This window comes from Streptomyces sp. NPDC021096 (assembly GCF_040641275.1).
Lineage (GTDB): Bacteria > Actinomycetota > Actinomycetes > Streptomycetales > Streptomycetaceae > Streptomyces.
In genome coordinates, this window is sequence record NZ_JBFADG010000016.1 from 1 (window position 1) to 15,548 (window position 15,548).

Here is a 15,548-nt window from a genome sequence, read left to right on the forward strand (position 1 = left end):
GTCCTCATCGGGGACGCCGCCCTGCGGGCCTCCCTGCACGACGCGCCCCGGCTGGGCCTGGAGGTCCACGCGCGCGCTTCGCTCCGCGAAGACGACGCGCCGTCGCTACGCGACGGATACGTCGCGGTGCTCCGCACCGCTGACGCTGCGTCACTCCGTGACGCAGGCCGGCCGCTCCGCGGCCGGAGCTCGGTTCGCTTCGCGAACCGAGCCTTTGAGATCCCGCTCCGCGGTCTCTCGACGGAGTTCGCTCCGCGAACTCCTGGAGCTGGCAGCGAAAATGGGGCGGGGATGATCCGCGCAGGAGGGCTTGGGCCTACTGGACCCACAGGTGATCGAGCCGTTCTCGTGCCGAGGTTGCGCGAGAGGTCAGGCCCGAACCGCTCCCCTATCAGGGTCCCTACAGGGGCACTTCTGGTGTGCTTCCTTAGCGGTATCGTGGGAAGAAAAGTTACGGGATCTCTGAGAACTCAGGGCGCTCCTCTTCGAAAGGAGCGATGTCGGTTTCGCAGAGGATGCTCTGGATCAACTGGCTTCTGTTCTCGGAGAGTTGACCGTTCTTTTGGCTGGTGCGGATCTTGCAGAGCCAGGGTCCGATCATCACGCGCTCTCCGTCGACGTCGATCCCTTCCCGGGCACCTGGAGGGCGGCCGTGCCGTTCCATGAAGGCGCGCAGCAGCGTGGCGGTCTGTTCGAAGGAACGGCGTTTCCTGACCTTGGGAGTGCTGGGGGCGGTGGGGGTCTTCTTCTTCGTCAGGGTGATGTGGGTGGGAGTGAGGCCGATGCGGGCCAGGAGGCGGCGTTGGCCGTCGTCGAGGGTGCTCCAGGTGGTGAGCTGACGGTGCAGCCAGGTGCCGGCTTTCATGCCGTCAATCACCGTGTCGAGGCGCAGAGTTGCTGGGTCGTGTCCGGTCCGGATATGGCGGGCCAGGAGGTGGTACTTGCGGTGCCAGTCGGGTCCGTACGGGAGTGTCCAGTTGGAGTCGAGGGCGGTGAGGCGGGCATGGCGAGCTGTGGGGAGTTGGCCTCTCCGGGCCAGGCCCCGCTGGTCGACAAGGAACTGTCCGCCTGAATGTTGGGCGGGGATGGCGAGGTGGCCGTGTTCGGTGTGGAATGCCTCGATCAGGGTCATGTTGCCTTCGAAGGCGGCCTCGTGCTCATCCCAGATCATGCCGAGCTCGTCGAGTTCGGCAGTCCAGTCGCGGGGGAGGGTTCCTCGGCGGTGGGCGGTGCGCTGGCCAGCGATGAAGGCTCCCAGGCGGTAGCCGTAGGCGTCGGTGTAGTCGACCGGGACCTTCAGGTGCCCGTGTTCGGCGTGATAGCGGAGGGCAGCGGCCAGGCCCGCGCGGCGGGGCGCGGAGAGCACCGCGCCGGTCGACGGCCAGGCCAGCAGGTCCATCGCGTGGGCAATCGTGCCGGGGTCGAGGGTGAAGTCGAAGCGGAACCGGCGGGTGATCAGGCGGTGGGTGATCTCGTCCAGGCGGTGCGCGGTGCTCTTGCGGGGGGCGCGGGCGGCGATGGTCTGGTCATGGTGGCGCAGGGCTGCGGTGATGAGCCAGAGGGCTTCGAAGGGGGTGCCGAGGAGGTCGGTGGGATCGGCGTCGGGCGGGGTGTAGGCGGGGATGACCAGGCTCGCCGTCTTCACGTCGACGGTGGGAGGTTTACGCAGGGCGCGGCCCAGGGCCTGGACGATGCGGCGCACGCTCTCGGTGCGGGAGGCGAAGACGATCCCGTCGACGGCCGGCAGGTTGATGCCCTCGGACAGGACCTGGGCGTTGGTGATGACGGCGCGGTCGGCATTCGCGAAGTCGTCCAGGAGTGTGGTGCGTTGGTCGGCGGTGTGGTTGCCGTTGATCGAGGAGACGGACAAGGTGCTCGCCCAGGAGGGGCGTCGGTCGGGTGGGAGGGTGCGCAGGGTGTGCCCGAATTGGCGGGCGAAGTCTTCTGCGTCGGCGACCTGCTGAAAGTAGACGATCACGTGGCGGAGGTCGTGCTCGGTCATCGCCTTGAGGACGGCCAGGTGCAGGGCGGTCGTACGGCGCGCGGTCGGGGCAAAGCCGGTGTGCGCACGGTCGGGATCGGCCAGGACGGTACGCAGGTCGGCGTCGGTGATCGTGGGGATCAGGAGCTGGTAGTCGGCCAGGACGCCGTCCTCGATCGCCTGGGCGTGGGTGTAGGTGTGCAGGCGGGGGCCGAACACCTTCGGATCGTCCATCGAGGCGATCAGGGCCGGGGACTCCCAGGCGGGCACGGTCGATGCGGTGTACTTCGGGCGTGGGCGGGTATCTGGGGGCTCGGCCAGACGTGGCGCCTCCCACTCGTGCGGTGTCGCGGTCAGATACAAGCGGCGGTCGGTGCGGATCCGGGACGAGTCGTGGACCATCGTCCACTCCTTGTCCCAACTGCCCGCGGTACGGTGCGCCTCGTCAATGATCGTGAGATCGAAAACCGGCGCGGGGAAGACGGAGTGCTGGATCTCCTCGATCCGCGGAAGGGAGTCAAGGGTCACGAACACGGTCGCCCGCTCGTTCTTCTTGGCGCGCTGAGTCAGCCAGTACGCCAGGTACTCCCCCGACCCCGTGGATGCTGCCCCGGCCTCGGCCAGCACGGGATGCCTGTCCGCGTTCAGCGACGACACCGCCATCAACGCCTCGCGCCGCCCGTCCGCGCGGGCCGCCGCCGCCCACTGGCCGATCAGATCCCTGGAGGGCACCACCACCAGCAAAAACCGGACCTTGAGAGCCTCGGTCGTGCGCAGTGCGATCAACGTCTTGCCCGTACCGCACGCGGACACCATGTGCCCGCGGCTCCCGGGCTTCCTCAGGCCGCGTACACCGCTGTCCACCGCCCGCTGCTGATCGGGGCGCAGCGCACGGCGGACGACGGCGGGGGTGGTCTGGGGTGTCATCGCGGCGGGCTCGGGGTTGGTGGGCATCGCGTGCAACCTCAACTCGCGCGGGAAGGGGCGTTCGGTGGCCATCTTCCCGCAGGGGCGGGAGGGGAGGTAACTGGTAAAGGAAGTCGGTCCACCACACCTGGAATCCGTCGACCAGAGCGACAGCATTGTCTGCCACCTGACGGCGCTGAGCAGCGTCATACGTGGCGAACAGTGTGGTGAAGGCCGACCCGGGGTTGAGGTACTCCGCGGCGAGTCGGCAGAAGACGGGCGAGGGGTGGAAGACGGTGGTCGCTGCCTCGTCTTCTTCTACCAGTTTTGCGGGAAGCCCGCCGTACATCTCGGTGGCGATGTTGCGGGCCCACTCCACCAGCTTCCGCGTCGCTGCCGCGTCGGCCGCAACGCGGTCGAGCAGCAGAGGGCGGCAGTTGGGGTCAGGGCATTCGTCGACCGTCGCGTAGACCAACTGGTCCACCAGGGTGGTGTCGTCCTTCGTCGCGAGGTGCGGGTGCAACTCGGACGGCGGCGCGAACATGCGCTGCCGACGGCGGACCATGGCCGCAGTGTGCACATGGTCAGCGCCGGTCACGGTCTTCTCCACGGTCCCCTCCGGCAAGCTCATTCCTCGGGCATCACCGTTCATCGTCGCGTGCCCTGGGTGCGCGGCGGCCATGGAGGGACGAACACGCCGCGCAGCGGTGGTGCTTCTAGTAGGAGACGTGTCTTCAAAGGCGAGGTAGTGGTGGTCTGTGGTCGACCTTCTCGGTTCAGCTGCAGGTGTCGCGCGGGCTTCGGTGCTGACGTTCGTGGGTGCAGCAGCTGTCAGGGTTGGGTGACGGTGAGGGTGCGTTGGTCGAGGTCGAGGTGGACGGTGCCGCCGTCGTGGTCGCGGAGCTGACGCCAGGCGGTGTAGCCGGTGAGGATGGCGTGTTCCCAGTCTGCGGCGCGGCAGACGCTCACCTCAAGGTGGGCGGTCATGTGGCCGATGGTGGCGAGGAGTTCTTGGTCGATGTGTGTGATGTCGGTGAGGTAGCGGTGGCGGGCTGCGTAGGAGAAGACGAGGGCTGAGATGCCTTCTTCGATGGCGATGGCGCGGCCGCCGTCTTCGGCTTCATCGGCCCGGGGGTCGCTCTTGCGTTTGCGGCCCAGCAGGAAGCGGGTCACGGGGGACCAGCCGAGGATGGCGGCGTGGGCGAGGTGGAAGATGTCGTGAAATCGGTAGCCGTCTTCGACGTGGGAGGCGCTGGTGAGCGGGTCGCCGGCGGGGGTTCCGTCTTCTCGGGTGAGGATGACGACGGTGCGGCTGTCGTCGGTCTTGGTGGGCGTGAAGGTGAGTGAGGTCTGTCGGGGCAGTTGTTCGTGGGCGGGGAAGTTGGCGTCGAAAGGGGCGTGTTCGTCGTGGGGGGTGGGGCGCCAGCGGTCTTTGGTCTTTTCCAGGTTAGCGGCGGCGACGTCGTCGAGGTTGAGTCCGAAGCGGTGGGCGAGAGCGGCGACGTACCACAGCACGTCGCCGAGTTCTTCGCGTAACTGGTGCTTGCCCTGTTCAAAGGCCGGCCCGTCACGCAGAAATTTCTTGTAGGCGGTGGTCAGGGATCCGACCTCGCCAGCGAGGCCGAGGAGGGGGACGAGGACGGGGTCGGTGCCCTCGGCGGGGGGCTGGAGGGTCTTGACGGCTGCTTGTTGGTAGCGCTTGAAATCCACTCTCACACCTGTCCGATCTTGGGACAGCTCTGTTGGCTTTCCCGACAGCATGTCGTATGCTACGACAGCGCCGTTGGAAATGCAGACGATTGGGGAGAGTTGCCGAACACAGACACACCGACCATGGACGACATCACCTCGCTCGTCATCGACTTCATCGCCGAGCACGAGGGTGTCTCCCCCGATGAGCTTCGCGCTGAACTCGAGCAGGGCGGGCGGGAGTTGCCCGTGGACTCGCTGCTGGCGGTCGAGATACTCACGCGCATCGAGGAGCATTACCACGTCGCCATTCCCGCAGATCGGGAAGCAGCCCAGGCCACCAGGTCGGTGCGGGCATTCGCCGCGGCGATCCTGGACGCCATCATTGAAAGGCAGCAGTCATGACCCCTCCCCCCACCGACAACCGTGACCGCGACCCTGAGATGGTGCGGCTCGGCGAACGGCTGAAGAAGACCCGCGACTACCTGAACATGTCCCAGCAGTTCGTCTCGGACTCCACCGGCATCCCCCGCTCGGCCATCAGTGACATCGAGCGCGGCGAACGACGTGTGGACAGCCTGGAGTTGAAGAAGCTGGCGCGCTTGTACCGGCAGCCGGTCGCCTATTTCCTGGCCGAGGAGAAGGACGCCGATGCCAGCGAGTACGCGCTAGCGGGCTTGCCGCGGGCGCTGGCCCAGCTGACCGACGGCGACGCCAAGACGGTGCTGGAGTTCGCCGAGTACCTCACGCTCCGGCGCGCAGCAGAACGTGAGGAGCAGGACGCCGACGGCGGGAGGCCGACGGCGTGAACTGGGTCTTAGCGCACCGTATTGCGTCCATCGCCGCCGTCCAAGCGCACCGCGACCTCGGCATCGACCGCACCCGTTACGTTCACGTGCACCGGGCGCTGGGAGCGGCGGACGTGATCGGCATGGCGCAGCCGATGCCCCGCCTGTTCGGTGTGTACTACTCCCCTGCCGACAAGGGGCCGGCCGTGCTGCTGAACGCCTCGTTGAACGCGGCCACCCAACGGCACACGGCAGCACACGAGCTGGGGCACCACCGGCTGGGCCACCGCACCGCGGCCGACCAGGAGCTCGATCCCGCGCTCCGCTGGGGCAACGGCAGCTGGCCCGAGGAGGAGAAGACGGCCGAGGCGTTCGCAGCGTGGTTCCTGATGCCCCTGCCTGCGGTGCGGTCGGCGCTGGAGAGGATCTGCGGCAGCCGGCCGTCCCGCCCCGAGCATGCCTACCGGCTGGCGCGCGAATTGGGCACGTCGTACGCCGGGACGGTACGTCACCTGGTGAACCTCCGGCTGCTGGATGCCAGCCGGGCCGGCCAGTGGGCCAAGATCCCTCCCGGAGATCTGCGCAGCTCGCTGGCAGGAGGCGCCTCACTGCCCGCGCACGCCCAGGTTCACGTGATCACGGCACGCTCCGAAGAGCAGACGGTGTACGCCGACGCGGGCGATGTGCTCGTGCTGCACCTGGACAACGCGGTCTTCGACGTCCTGCCCAAAGGGCTGGAGCCGTGGACCACTGACGGCACGACAGCGCTGGCGAGCGCCGTGGTGACCGACGAACTCGCGCCAGGTGAACGGGGCCTGATCGAGGTCGCGGTGCCTGGGCACGGCACTGCGGTGCGGCTGGAGGTGGTACGCGAGGCGCCGCGTGCCGGACTGGACGAAACCTGGCCCGCCTGAGTTCAAGCTCGACTCCCCGGATCGCACCCGAAGGTGTCAGGAGGACTGATGCACAGCTTCACCGTGGCCGAACGCGACGTCACCCAGGCCTGGGTGGCCGCCTGCAACAAGCTGGACCGCAAGGACAACCCGGGCCGGACCGGCCTGCACACGGTGGTGCGCATCGCCGAGCCGACGCGTGACGACCCGGTGTTCCGCGCCGAACTGGACCGGCTGCGCACCGCACACGGGCTGTGGCCACTGGAGACCGTGGCCAGCACCCTGTTTCCCGCGGCCGTGGCGGCACGGAGCGCAAGCCCGGGTGCCCTCGCCGAGCGCTACCGGCGGATGTATCCGGCGATCAAGCGGTATCCGGGCAACCACCGAGGCACCTACTTCGGCCGCCTGGTCTCCTACCCGGCAGTGTCCAAAGACGGCGTCGACCAGCTCGGCACCGTCATCGGTCGCCTGCGGACCCAGGCCGCGGGCGCCAAGATAGCCGCCGGATACGAGATCGACCTGGCCGCAACCGCGGACATGAACGTGGAGGAGGAGAGCGGCGCGGACCTGCTGATCCACACCGCCGGGAAGGACAACAGCTACATCGGCTTCCCCTGCCTGAACCACATCTCCCTCCAGCTGGACCGCGACCGGCGCGTGCACGCCGCGGCCATGTACCGCAGCCACTTCATGTTCGAGCGCGCCTACGGCAACTATCTCGGCCTGGGCCGTCTGCTGGCCTACATCGCCGAGCAGGCCGGACTGGCCTGCGGGACACTGACCGTGGTGGCCGGCCATGCCCGCCTGGACGGCCCCGTCACGAAGCTGCGTCCGCTGCTGACCGGCACCGGCCGCATGGCGGCATAACAACCCCTAACGAAATGACCTTTGGGGTGGTTGGATCGTCCCGGGACTGTCGATCTGGGGGTGCGGGGTGGCTCGGCGGAAGCCGTGGGAAGTGGATGATGAGCTCTGGGCGGTGATCGAGCCGCTGTTGCCGAGGGTGGAGCGTCGGGTTCGTCATCCTGGGCGGAAGCGGCATCCGGACCGGCTGGTGTTCCAGGGCATCCTGTTCGTCCTGCACACCGGGATCGCGTGGGAACACCTCCCGCAGGAACTGGGCTTCGGATCAGGCATGACCTGCTGGCGGCGCCTGGCCGAGTGGACCGAGGCCGACGTCTGGCCCCGGCTGCACGAGACCCTCCTGGCCCGGCTTCGCGGAGCCGGCGCTCTGGACTTCTCCCGTGCCGTGGTCGACGGCTCTCACATACGCGCGTTAAAAGGGGATCCAAGACAGGACGAAGCCCCGTTGACCGGGGCAGGAACGGCAGCAAGCACCACCTGATCACCGACGCCACCGGCATTCCGCTCGCAGCCACGCTGACCGGCGGCAACCGCAACGACGTCACCCAGTTCATCCCCCTACTCCAGGCCGTCCCACCGGTCCGCGGCAAGCGCGGCCGCCCCCGTCGACGGCCCGACACGGTGCTCGGAGACCGCGGCTACGACCACGACAAGTACCGACGTCTCGCCTGGGCCCTGGGCGTGAAACCCGTCATCGCCCGACGCGGCGTCCCCCACGGATCCGGCCTCGGCACCCACCGGTGGGTCGTCGAGCGCACCTTCGCCCACCTCCACTGGTTCCGCCGACTGCGGATCCGCTGGGAAGTACGCGACGACATCCACGAAGCCTTCCTCAGCCTCGCCTGCTCACTCATCTGTTGGCGACGCCTGAAGTCATTCCGATAGCAGTTCTACTGTAGAGGGTGTCTGAGAAGTCCCGTTCAGGTGGGAACTGCGACCCGGTGAAGCAGCAGCATGATGGTGGCGAGGTAGACCGCACTCTCCGAGTTTTCAGCGAGGTACTCGTAGTCCTTCGACAAGCGGCGGTACCGTCCCAGCCAGGCGAAACTCCGCTCGATCACCCACCGGCGGGGCACGACCGAGAAGAGAGACACCGCGGGTGGTGTGTCGCCGGCCCGGACCCAGGTGCCCCGGAATCCGCCATCGCGACGCCGCACGACCTGGATGGTGATCCCGGTGGTCTCGCGGATCCCGTCCAGGAAGTCGCTGCCGCGGTATCCCTGGTCGGCCCACAGATGCCGCAGACGCGGAAACTTCCCAGCGTGCCGGGCGAGAAGCACCTCAGCACCGTCCCGGTCACCCACATTCGCGGGACTGACACACACCGCCAGGACCAGCCCGAGGGTATCCACCATCAGATGTCGCTTGACGCCGTACACCTTCTTGCCGCCGTCGTACCCATGCCAGCCACCCCGCTCAGTGCCCTTGACGCTCTGACTGTCCAGCACACCCGCACTCGGCGTCGGATCGCGGCCCTGACCAGCACGTTCCCGCACTCTCAGAGCAGCCAGGATCTCCTCCCAGCGCCCCTCGATCCTCCACACCCGCCAGTAGTGGTACACCGTCTGCCACGGCGGGAAGTCATGCGGAAGCAACCGCCAGGCACAGCCGGCCCGCAACCAGTACGCGAGCGCATCAATGACCTCGCGTCGCGAATGCTTCAGCGGCCTGCCTCCTGCCTTCGGTGGCGGAATCAGCGGCGCGAGCACCACCCACTCGGCATCAGACAAGTCCGTCGGATACGCAGCACGCAGGTCAGTCATCCCCGACCTCCCACCCCAGACAGGACTGCCAAGTCACCTACCCTGAACGGGACTTCTCAGACACCCTCTATCAATGCGACCGATCGACGCTGCGCTTCGAGTACGGACAGGATGAATCCGCGGAGTTCGCCCGCAGCAACCCCTCGGGCGCAAGCAACCGGCCACCGGCAGAAGGAACACCTGCGCAAGGCACCGTGAGCAAGCGGCAACCGCCCCCTATGCCAGACAGCCGACTCCATTCGACCGGAGAGCAGGGCAACCTGCTGTGCATGTCCAACACTGAAGCAGGCGGCGGCGGAGGCTCGCAAGCGTGCGGAGGCGAAGGAGCTGACGGGTAAGAAGCTCGAGGAAGCCGTGGCCAAGGCCGTCGAGGCCGCCCGGGTTCCCTCCACCGGAACCAGTCTCTCCAGGGTCTTCGCGATCGGCGACACCCAGTACGCGGCGCCGCCGCGCGTAGGCGGGGCGGTCGGACGGGGCGCCGCATGCGTAGCCGAGCTGTTCGGTGTGATCAGCCAGATGCCTCACCTCTTCCTGACCTACGCGCACAAGAAGAACAAGGGCTGACGGCTGCGCGTGCCAAAGGCTCCCGGCGCGCGATGACGGAGCTTGCGCGGCGGCGGATGCGTCACCTGGTGAGGCGGCCGCCGCCGAAGGGGCGCCAGTCGAGGGTGACCAGGTACCACTTGTTGTCGGGGTCGGTGGCCGAGACGCTGGTGATCACGGCGACGGCGTGGTCGGCGGGAACGGGGAGCGAGAGGGTTTGTTCGGTCAGTCCTGCCTGAGTGGTCATGGTGCACAGGGACGTCGGGCCCTTGTGCAGGTCGAGGGTGAGGGTGACGGCCTTGCCGCTGTCCTGGGAACGGGCGGTGGCCAGGAGCAGTCCGTCGGTGTCGGTGGTGATGCGCTCCGCGGGGGAAATGGGCTTGGCACGCCAGTCGCTGGGGGTGTAGCCGGTTACGGGTCCGCCGTTGGCGAGGGGACGGTTCAGGAGTCTGACGGCGCGGTCGGCGGTGAGCCGGGCGGCCTGGACCGCGGAGTTGGCGACGAGGACGGTACTGGTCAGTGAAGCCGTGACAGCGGGGCCTTTCTTCGGGGTGAGTTCGGCCTTCAGGAGACAGATGGTGTCATGGAGGGGGCTGAGTGCGTAGCTGGTCACGTTGGAGACGTTGACGCGGGGGCTTTCGCCGGTCGGGGTGCTGTGGGTGAGCCAGTAGACGGCGTCGGTCTGGGCCGGTCTCTGCGTCGTCCAGACCAGGTTGGTGGACGGGTGGTCGGCGTCGACCATGTAGGGGTCGGGGCGGAAGTCGCGGAAGACGAATTCCGGCGAGGTCTTGCTCAGGGACATCGGTCTGGTGCGGGGGGTGCCGCTGACGGACGGCTTCTCACAGGCGGTGACGGTGACTTGGCCTTCGGCTCCGTTGGCTGCGAGCCTGGTGAGGGTGAACGAGACGCTCGCCTTGTGGGGGACGTCGATTCCCTCGTCGTCCGAGGCTTTGATGCCGATCTCCAGCTGCCGGGTGGTGTCCAGGCGGTACGGCTCCCAGTCGGCGGGGACGTTGATTCCGATGTCGCCGGCTTTCTGGCCGGTCAGCTCCTTCTCGCCGGAGCCTTGGGGAATCCGCAGCGTGATGCGGTAGACGGTGACGGTCCGGCCTGTCCGGTTCTCGGCCTTCAGCGTGAGTTCGGTGTTCTTCGCCGTGGCGGCAAGGTGGTCGGGGACCAAGGTGTAGGTGAGGCGTGGCGGACTCTCGGCACCGGTGGTGGGCACGGGGACTCCTCTACTTCTTCTCTGTGAGGGCACCGCCGCCGAGGGGGAACCAGGTTGCTTGTGCACTCGGGTTGTTGCCGGTGAGCTTCAGCTCGAGCGTTGCGTCGGCTGGGACAGGCAGCTGAATGTTGACGGGTACGTTCGCGGCATCGGCGTTGAGGGTGCGTACCACCGCCGACTGGGACTGGGAGCCACTGGGCGAAACAGTGATCGTCAGGGTGGCGCGGGCGCCGTGCTGGGTGCTTGTCACCGATGCGGTCAGGAAGCCGTCGGTGGAGGACGTGTACGTCTTCGTCACGGCGGTGGTGGTGTCCAGAAAGGTGTTCGGGGTCTTCATCAACGTGGTGCGGCCGTTGACGGACAGCTTGCCGGCGCGGACGTCACCGCCGGCGACCGCGACGGCGGTCACTGCCCGGGCTTCCTTGTTCTGGGCTCCGGCGGCCTTGAGGAGGAAGGCGGTGGCCGCGTCGGTCAGGTCTTTCACCTCGAAGCTGCACTGGCCGTTGTTGTCCTGCGGCTCGATCTTCGGATCGCTCGGTGTCTTTCCGTCGGAACGCCACAGGTAATAGGCCGGTTTGGACTTGGGGCCCTGCCAGCTGAGGGTGACCGACGAGCCGTAGCCGACCTGTGCCTTCGCGGGTGCGAAACGGTCGATGGCGAAGTTGTTGCTCTGTTTGACCAGTTGATGGGTGGTCGTGTGTTCCGTGCCGTCGTCCAGGGTCGCGGCGACCGTGAAGCTGACCGGGCCGGGTTGGGCGCTGACGAGCAGGCCGGCAAGGTCGAGGTCCACGGCGGTTCCGTCGGTGTGGGGCTCGCGCCGGGCGAAGAGGGTGCCGGGTGTCGAGGTGTCCAGGTCCCAGCCGGGTGTGGACGTGATCAATCCGGCGGTGGCCGGGGTCAGGTCGTCGGGAGCTTCTCCCGTGGGAAGGGTGATGCGGATGCCGCGGCAGGGGCTGGGAGCGCTCACACTGACGCGAAGGGTGGCGGTTTCCAGGCCCCCGGGCGTGGCACAGGTCAGCGTCCGGGGGGTGACGGTGACGCGGCAGTCGGTGGGAATGGCGGTCATGGCCTGTGGCCTTCCTCCCCTTCGATGGGCGGGGGCGTGGTGGGTGGTGGGGTGGTCCACGTGAGGTAGCCGTTGTGGGCGTCGGGAGGGCCGACGTCGAGTCGGGCCTCGGTGCTCGCCGCGGCGAGCGCGTAGTCCTCCCATTCCGTGGCCGGTGGCCGGGCGCGTGCGGTGAAGCCCCAGAGGCCGGCGGCGTCGGGGGTCGGCAGCGTCAGCCGGGGCCGCACCGGGGTGATGCCGGGTCGCGTGGACGCGGGCAGGACCCGGGCCAGAGCGGGCCCCAGGCGGACCGCGAGGGCGAGGCGTCCCAGATGGTCGGCGACGGCCTGGGGCGGCAGGCGGAAGCGGGCGACGGGCTGGATGTCGGTGTACGCGCTGATGTGGGCGTGGGGATCGAGCAGGGTGGTGAGGTAGGCGGCGTCGCCCGGCGCGACCCGGGGCGTGCGGGGCCGGGCGGCCACCGCGAGTTCCTCGCCGGCGACAACGGGGACGACGTAGTCACAGGCCGGTTCGGGCGGGCAGTGGACGGCGTGGAACGTGGTGTACGAGGTGGCACCGGGTGAGGCCAGGGGGCCCGTGTAGTAGCCGATCAGTCCGTCGGTGCGGTCCCCGCCGGCGCCGAGGCGGACGGGCCAGCGTCGGCTGATGTAGCGGGGGTCGTTGTCCGTCGGCGTTTTGAAGGCGTTGTTCCAGGCGGGGTCGGTCAGTGGCGGGCCGTCGAGTTCCAGGTGCACCCGCAGGCGTACCAGGGCGAGGGGGCGGCCTGCGGCCAGGCTGGCGCCCAGGGTTGCGCTGCCCGGCCGACGGGTGGTGGACAGCAGGCCGGCCTCCACGCTCTGGGCCAGGTCGGTCATCCGGAACGGGCGTTCGGTGGCGGGCTTGGTGCCGCCGGCGATGGCGTCGGGGTCCTCGTCGACCAGGGCATGCAGGAACCCGGCCAGTACGGGGTGGGCCGTGGTGAACGCGGGGCTGCGCAGGGACTGTGGCGTCAGGTAGGGAGAGCCGGGCAGGGGAATCCAGGTGACCGCGTCCCGGCTGCTGTCCTCGGCCGGGCCGGACAGGAAACGCACCTCGCCCAGCGGCCGGCCCGCAGGCCCGTACACGGCAAGGGCCCAGTGTTCGGCCGGGTGGCCGCCGGGGCCGGTGCGTCGAGCGACGAGCCAGCCGCCGACAGGGGTGTCCTTGGTCAGCATCGGGTCGCTGTCGGTGTCGATGGGCTTGTCCAGGTCGCCGACGGCGGCGGTGTGGGACAGCGGTGTCAGGCACAGACGGGCCGGCTGAACCAATCGGGGGGCAAGTTCGACGTACCGGTGGGTGTTCTGCTCTCCCGTGACGGCATGGCGGCTGATGAGGCTCTCGGAGCGGCGGACGCGGTAGTTCTGCTCGGTGCCTTCGTGGACGACCAGCACCCCGCGGCCGAACGTGTCGACGACATGCAGGCGGCCGAGCCGGACGTGGGCGGCCTGCACGGGCTGGTAGGCGCCGCGGGACGGATCGGGCACCAGCGTGTTCGCGGGCTTGAGGCGGTCGGGCAGTGGGGCTGCGGTGGAGGTCAGGAAGCCGACGGTCCGGTGGGTCAGCGCGGCTCGCAGTCCGGTCAGCTTCTGAGAGGCGAGGTTCCAGGTACCGGCCAGCTTGCGGAAGGCGGCGAACGCCTCGGCGGGGGCGTCGTACGGATAGGTGGCGCAGTGCGCGTCGATGCGCCGCTGCAAGGTGGTGGTGGGCACGGCGCTGATCAGGCTGCGGCCCTGCAGGTCGAACTGGGCGACGGCCGCGGTGTCGCCCTTAAGGTGGCGTCGGCTGCCGTCGAAGCGCCAGGTCTGTTGTCCGCCGGTGTCGAAGGGCAGCACCTGGCAGGTGATCTGCCAGGCCAGGGTCAGGGGCCGCCACGGCTGCTGCCAGACCGTGTCGGCGGCAGGCCAGGTGGCAGGCAGTGGTTTAGCCAGGCGCTCCTGCTCGGCGAGGCGTTTTCCGGTGGTCAGGTGACGGGCCTGCTGGAGGTAGTGGGAGGCGTGGTGGAGCACCCACAGCTCGCGGGCCAGGTTCTTCAACGCCGTGCGGGCGGCCTCGGGGGCGGAGGCAACCGCGTTGTCCCAGTGCGTGGGCAGGGGGAGTTGTTCGTTCGCCGGGGCGGTGAAGGTCCGTGCCGGGGAGGTGCCCTTGGCGGTCACCGAGGCGGTGGTGACCGGCTGATCGGCGTAGCGGCAGGGCAGGGGGGTCTCGCGGGCCAGGGAATCGCTCACGGGGGTGCCGGCGCCTCGCATCAGCAGGGTCGGGTCGGTGGGGGCGTAGAAGGGCTCGTGCGGTCCGGAGGTGAGTTTCCAGCCGGTCGGCAGTGCGGCTTGCAGCTTGGCTCGTGCGGTGTCACGGGCGGTGCGCAGAGCGGGCAGAGCGGCCAAGGCCGCCTCCAGGTCCTTCGCGGGGCCGTCCTTTCCGGGGTCGATGTGCTGCTTGGCCTTGTCGGTGTCGAAGGCGGGAGGGGTCTCCGCCTCGGCGTGCAGGTGTACCAGCCACCAGAGGTCGGTCACCTTGCGGCGCAGGACGGCCACCTCGTACTGCTGGTGGTCCAGGGTGCGTTGCGCCGTGTTCAGGGCGGCCAGTTTGGCCAGCAGCCCCGGGTCGTGGCTGATGCCGGCTCCCTCGTCGTCAGGGCTGAGAGGGGCGGCGGTCTCGGTGCGGGTGAGCTTCCACCAAGTGCCGTCCGGGCTGGGGGTGAACCAGTCGTGGTGGGTGGCGGCCTCGAGCACATCGGGTTCGTAGGCAGCGCCCACGGCCTTTTCCAGGGTGGACAGGTGCCCCGCGTGGAAGGCGTGGAAGGGTGCCGTGGCGCTGTGGCCGATGCCGTTGCTGGGCTGGGCAGGCAGGCTGTCCTTGACCAGGGCGGCCATGGCGTCGGCCATGTCGTGCCCGATGGCCACCTTGATGTCCTGGTGTCCGTCGGGGCGCTCGTCCGGCCAGGGCTTCCTGGCCTTGTCCCAGGTGAGCCCGAGGAGGGTGCCCGCGTACAGGGAACGGTCCTGGCCGGCGAAGGCGGGGGCGGGGCTGATGCTCCAGCCCAGGCGCCGCAGGGCCTGCTCGGCGCGGCCGGTGGTGGTGCTGTCGCAGAAGAAGGCGAGCAGGTCGTCGATCTGGCGGGCGGCGACCGGGTCGTCGTCGGCGGCGGTGTGCCAGCCGGCGACCAGGTAGCTGAGGTTGCCGTTGTCGAGGGCGGCCGGCTTGCCGGTGGCGTCGGCCAGGGGGTCGTGGAAGGAGAAGACGTCCTCGCAGTAGGGCTGGAAGGCGGCGAAGGCCGGCAGACCCGGGCCGAGGGCGGTCAGTGGCGCCACCCGCTGGTCGCCCGGTTCGCTCCAGCTGCCGCTGGTGGTCAGGGATCTGTTGCATCCCATCCACTGCTGCTTGCGGCCCACCTTGGAGGTGCCGCCCCCTTTCTTCCTCGATTTGGCGGACAGGTAGTCGCTGTAGACCAGCCATCCGTTCACCTGGGGGCTCTCCGTCACGGGCTGTTTGTCGCGGTGGTAGTGGCGCAGGATCAGCCATCGGTTGGGAACGGTGGGGTACCGCAAGGCGGCGTCCGGGCCTGTGGTCAGGTCGATGCGCCCTTTGCCGAGGGCTTCCGGCAGATGCCAGTGCAGGTAGACGCCCTGCTGCTCGGGCTTCTTGCCGAATTCCACGGCATCGGTGGGCCGGGGTTCGGGGTCTTTGTAGTCGCTGGTGAAGGCCAGCGGCAGTCTCCAGAAGGGATCGTTGGCCACCTCCGCGTTGACGAGCAGGCCATCGACGGTCATGGGGACGATGACGACCGGGGGGCTGGGCATGGGGGCTCTTCCTTG

12 protein-coding genes are annotated in these 15,548 nt (G+C 68.7%); 6 read left to right on the forward strand and 6 right to left on the reverse strand.

Features of this window, described 5'->3' with window-relative positions:
- Positions 1–451: 451 nt before the first annotated feature.
- Complete coding sequence (locus AB0G59_RS20150; RefSeq protein WP_360913350.1) at positions 452–2,935, reverse strand: Helicase associated domain protein; 2,484 nt, start codon at positions 2,933–2,935, stop codon at positions 452–454.
- A 783-nt stretch (positions 2,936–3,718) separates the two neighbouring features.
- Complete coding sequence (locus AB0G59_RS20155) at positions 3,719–4,597, reverse strand: nucleoside triphosphate pyrophosphohydrolase family protein (protein WP_360913352.1); 879 nt, start codon at positions 4,595–4,597, stop codon at positions 3,719–3,721.
- A 123-nt stretch (positions 4,598–4,720) separates the two neighbouring features.
- Here AB0G59_RS20155 and AB0G59_RS20160 point away from each other — a divergent pair, with 123 nt between their 5' ends.
- From AB0G59_RS20160 to AB0G59_RS20180, 5 genes are all read left to right on the forward strand, one after another.
- A complete protein-coding gene (locus tag AB0G59_RS20160; RefSeq protein WP_360913354.1) occupies positions 4,721–4,981 on the forward strand; it encodes an acyl carrier protein in 261 nt (86 codons plus the stop codon).
- Positions 4,978–5,385, forward strand: coding sequence for a helix-turn-helix transcriptional regulator (locus AB0G59_RS20165; protein WP_360913356.1), 408 nt, complete (start codon positions 4,978–4,980; stop codon positions 5,383–5,385). Before AB0G59_RS20160 ends, AB0G59_RS20165 begins: the two co-directional genes overlap by 4 nt.
- The gene (locus tag AB0G59_RS20170; RefSeq protein WP_360913358.1) at positions 5,382–6,278 is read left to right on the forward strand and encodes an ImmA/IrrE family metallo-endopeptidase; all 897 of its coding nucleotides are present in this window, start codon (positions 5,382–5,384) and stop codon (positions 6,276–6,278) included. Before AB0G59_RS20165 ends, AB0G59_RS20170 begins: the two co-directional genes overlap by 4 nt.
- 48 nt (positions 6,279–6,326) lie before the next feature.
- Positions 6,327–7,124 (forward strand): hypothetical protein, encoded by a 798-nt coding sequence (locus AB0G59_RS20175; protein WP_360913360.1) that lies wholly within the window; start codon positions 6,327–6,329, stop codon positions 7,122–7,124.
- A 67-nt stretch (positions 7,125–7,191) separates the two neighbouring features.
- A protein-coding gene (locus tag AB0G59_RS20180; protein ID WP_360913362.1) for an IS5 family transposase occupies positions 7,192–8,006 on the forward strand; the annotation gives its coding sequence in 2 pieces (ribosomal slippage) (positions 7,192–7,533 and positions 7,536–8,006; 813 coding nt in all).
- Between the two features lie 35 nt (positions 8,007–8,041).
- Here AB0G59_RS20180 and AB0G59_RS20185 read toward each other — a convergent pair.
- Entirely contained in the window at positions 8,042–8,884 is an 843-nt protein-coding gene (locus AB0G59_RS20185) for an IS5 family transposase (protein ID WP_360913364.1), read from the reverse strand.
- A gap of 354 nt (positions 8,885–9,238) precedes the next feature.
- On the opposite strand from AB0G59_RS20185, the gene AB0G59_RS20190 reads away from it, so the two are divergent.
- Positions 9,239–9,448, forward strand: a complete 210-nt coding sequence (locus AB0G59_RS20190) for a hypothetical protein (RefSeq protein ID WP_229353270.1) — start codon at positions 9,239–9,241, stop codon at positions 9,446–9,448.
- A gap of 61 nt (positions 9,449–9,509) precedes the next feature.
- Here AB0G59_RS20190 and AB0G59_RS20195 read toward each other — a convergent pair whose 3' ends face one another.
- Genes AB0G59_RS20195 through AB0G59_RS20205 form a run of 3 tightly spaced genes read right to left on the reverse strand, consistent with a single transcriptional unit; the run spans position 9,510 to position 15,533 of the window.
- Positions 9,510–10,652: a hypothetical protein gene (locus tag AB0G59_RS20195; protein ID WP_360913367.1), complete on the reverse strand. Its 1,143-nt coding sequence runs from the start codon at positions 10,650–10,652 to the stop codon at positions 9,510–9,512.
- 10 nt (positions 10,653–10,662) lie between these two features.
- On the reverse strand, positions 10,663–11,718 hold the full coding sequence (locus AB0G59_RS20200; RefSeq protein ID WP_360913369.1) for a hypothetical protein: 1,056 nt from the start codon (positions 11,716–11,718) through the stop codon (positions 10,663–10,665).
- Entirely contained in the window at positions 11,715–15,533 is a 3,819-nt protein-coding gene (locus AB0G59_RS20205; RefSeq protein WP_360913371.1) for a hypothetical protein, read from the reverse strand. Before AB0G59_RS20205 ends, AB0G59_RS20200 begins: the two co-directional genes overlap by 4 nt.
- Positions 15,534–15,548: the final 15 nt, after the last annotated feature.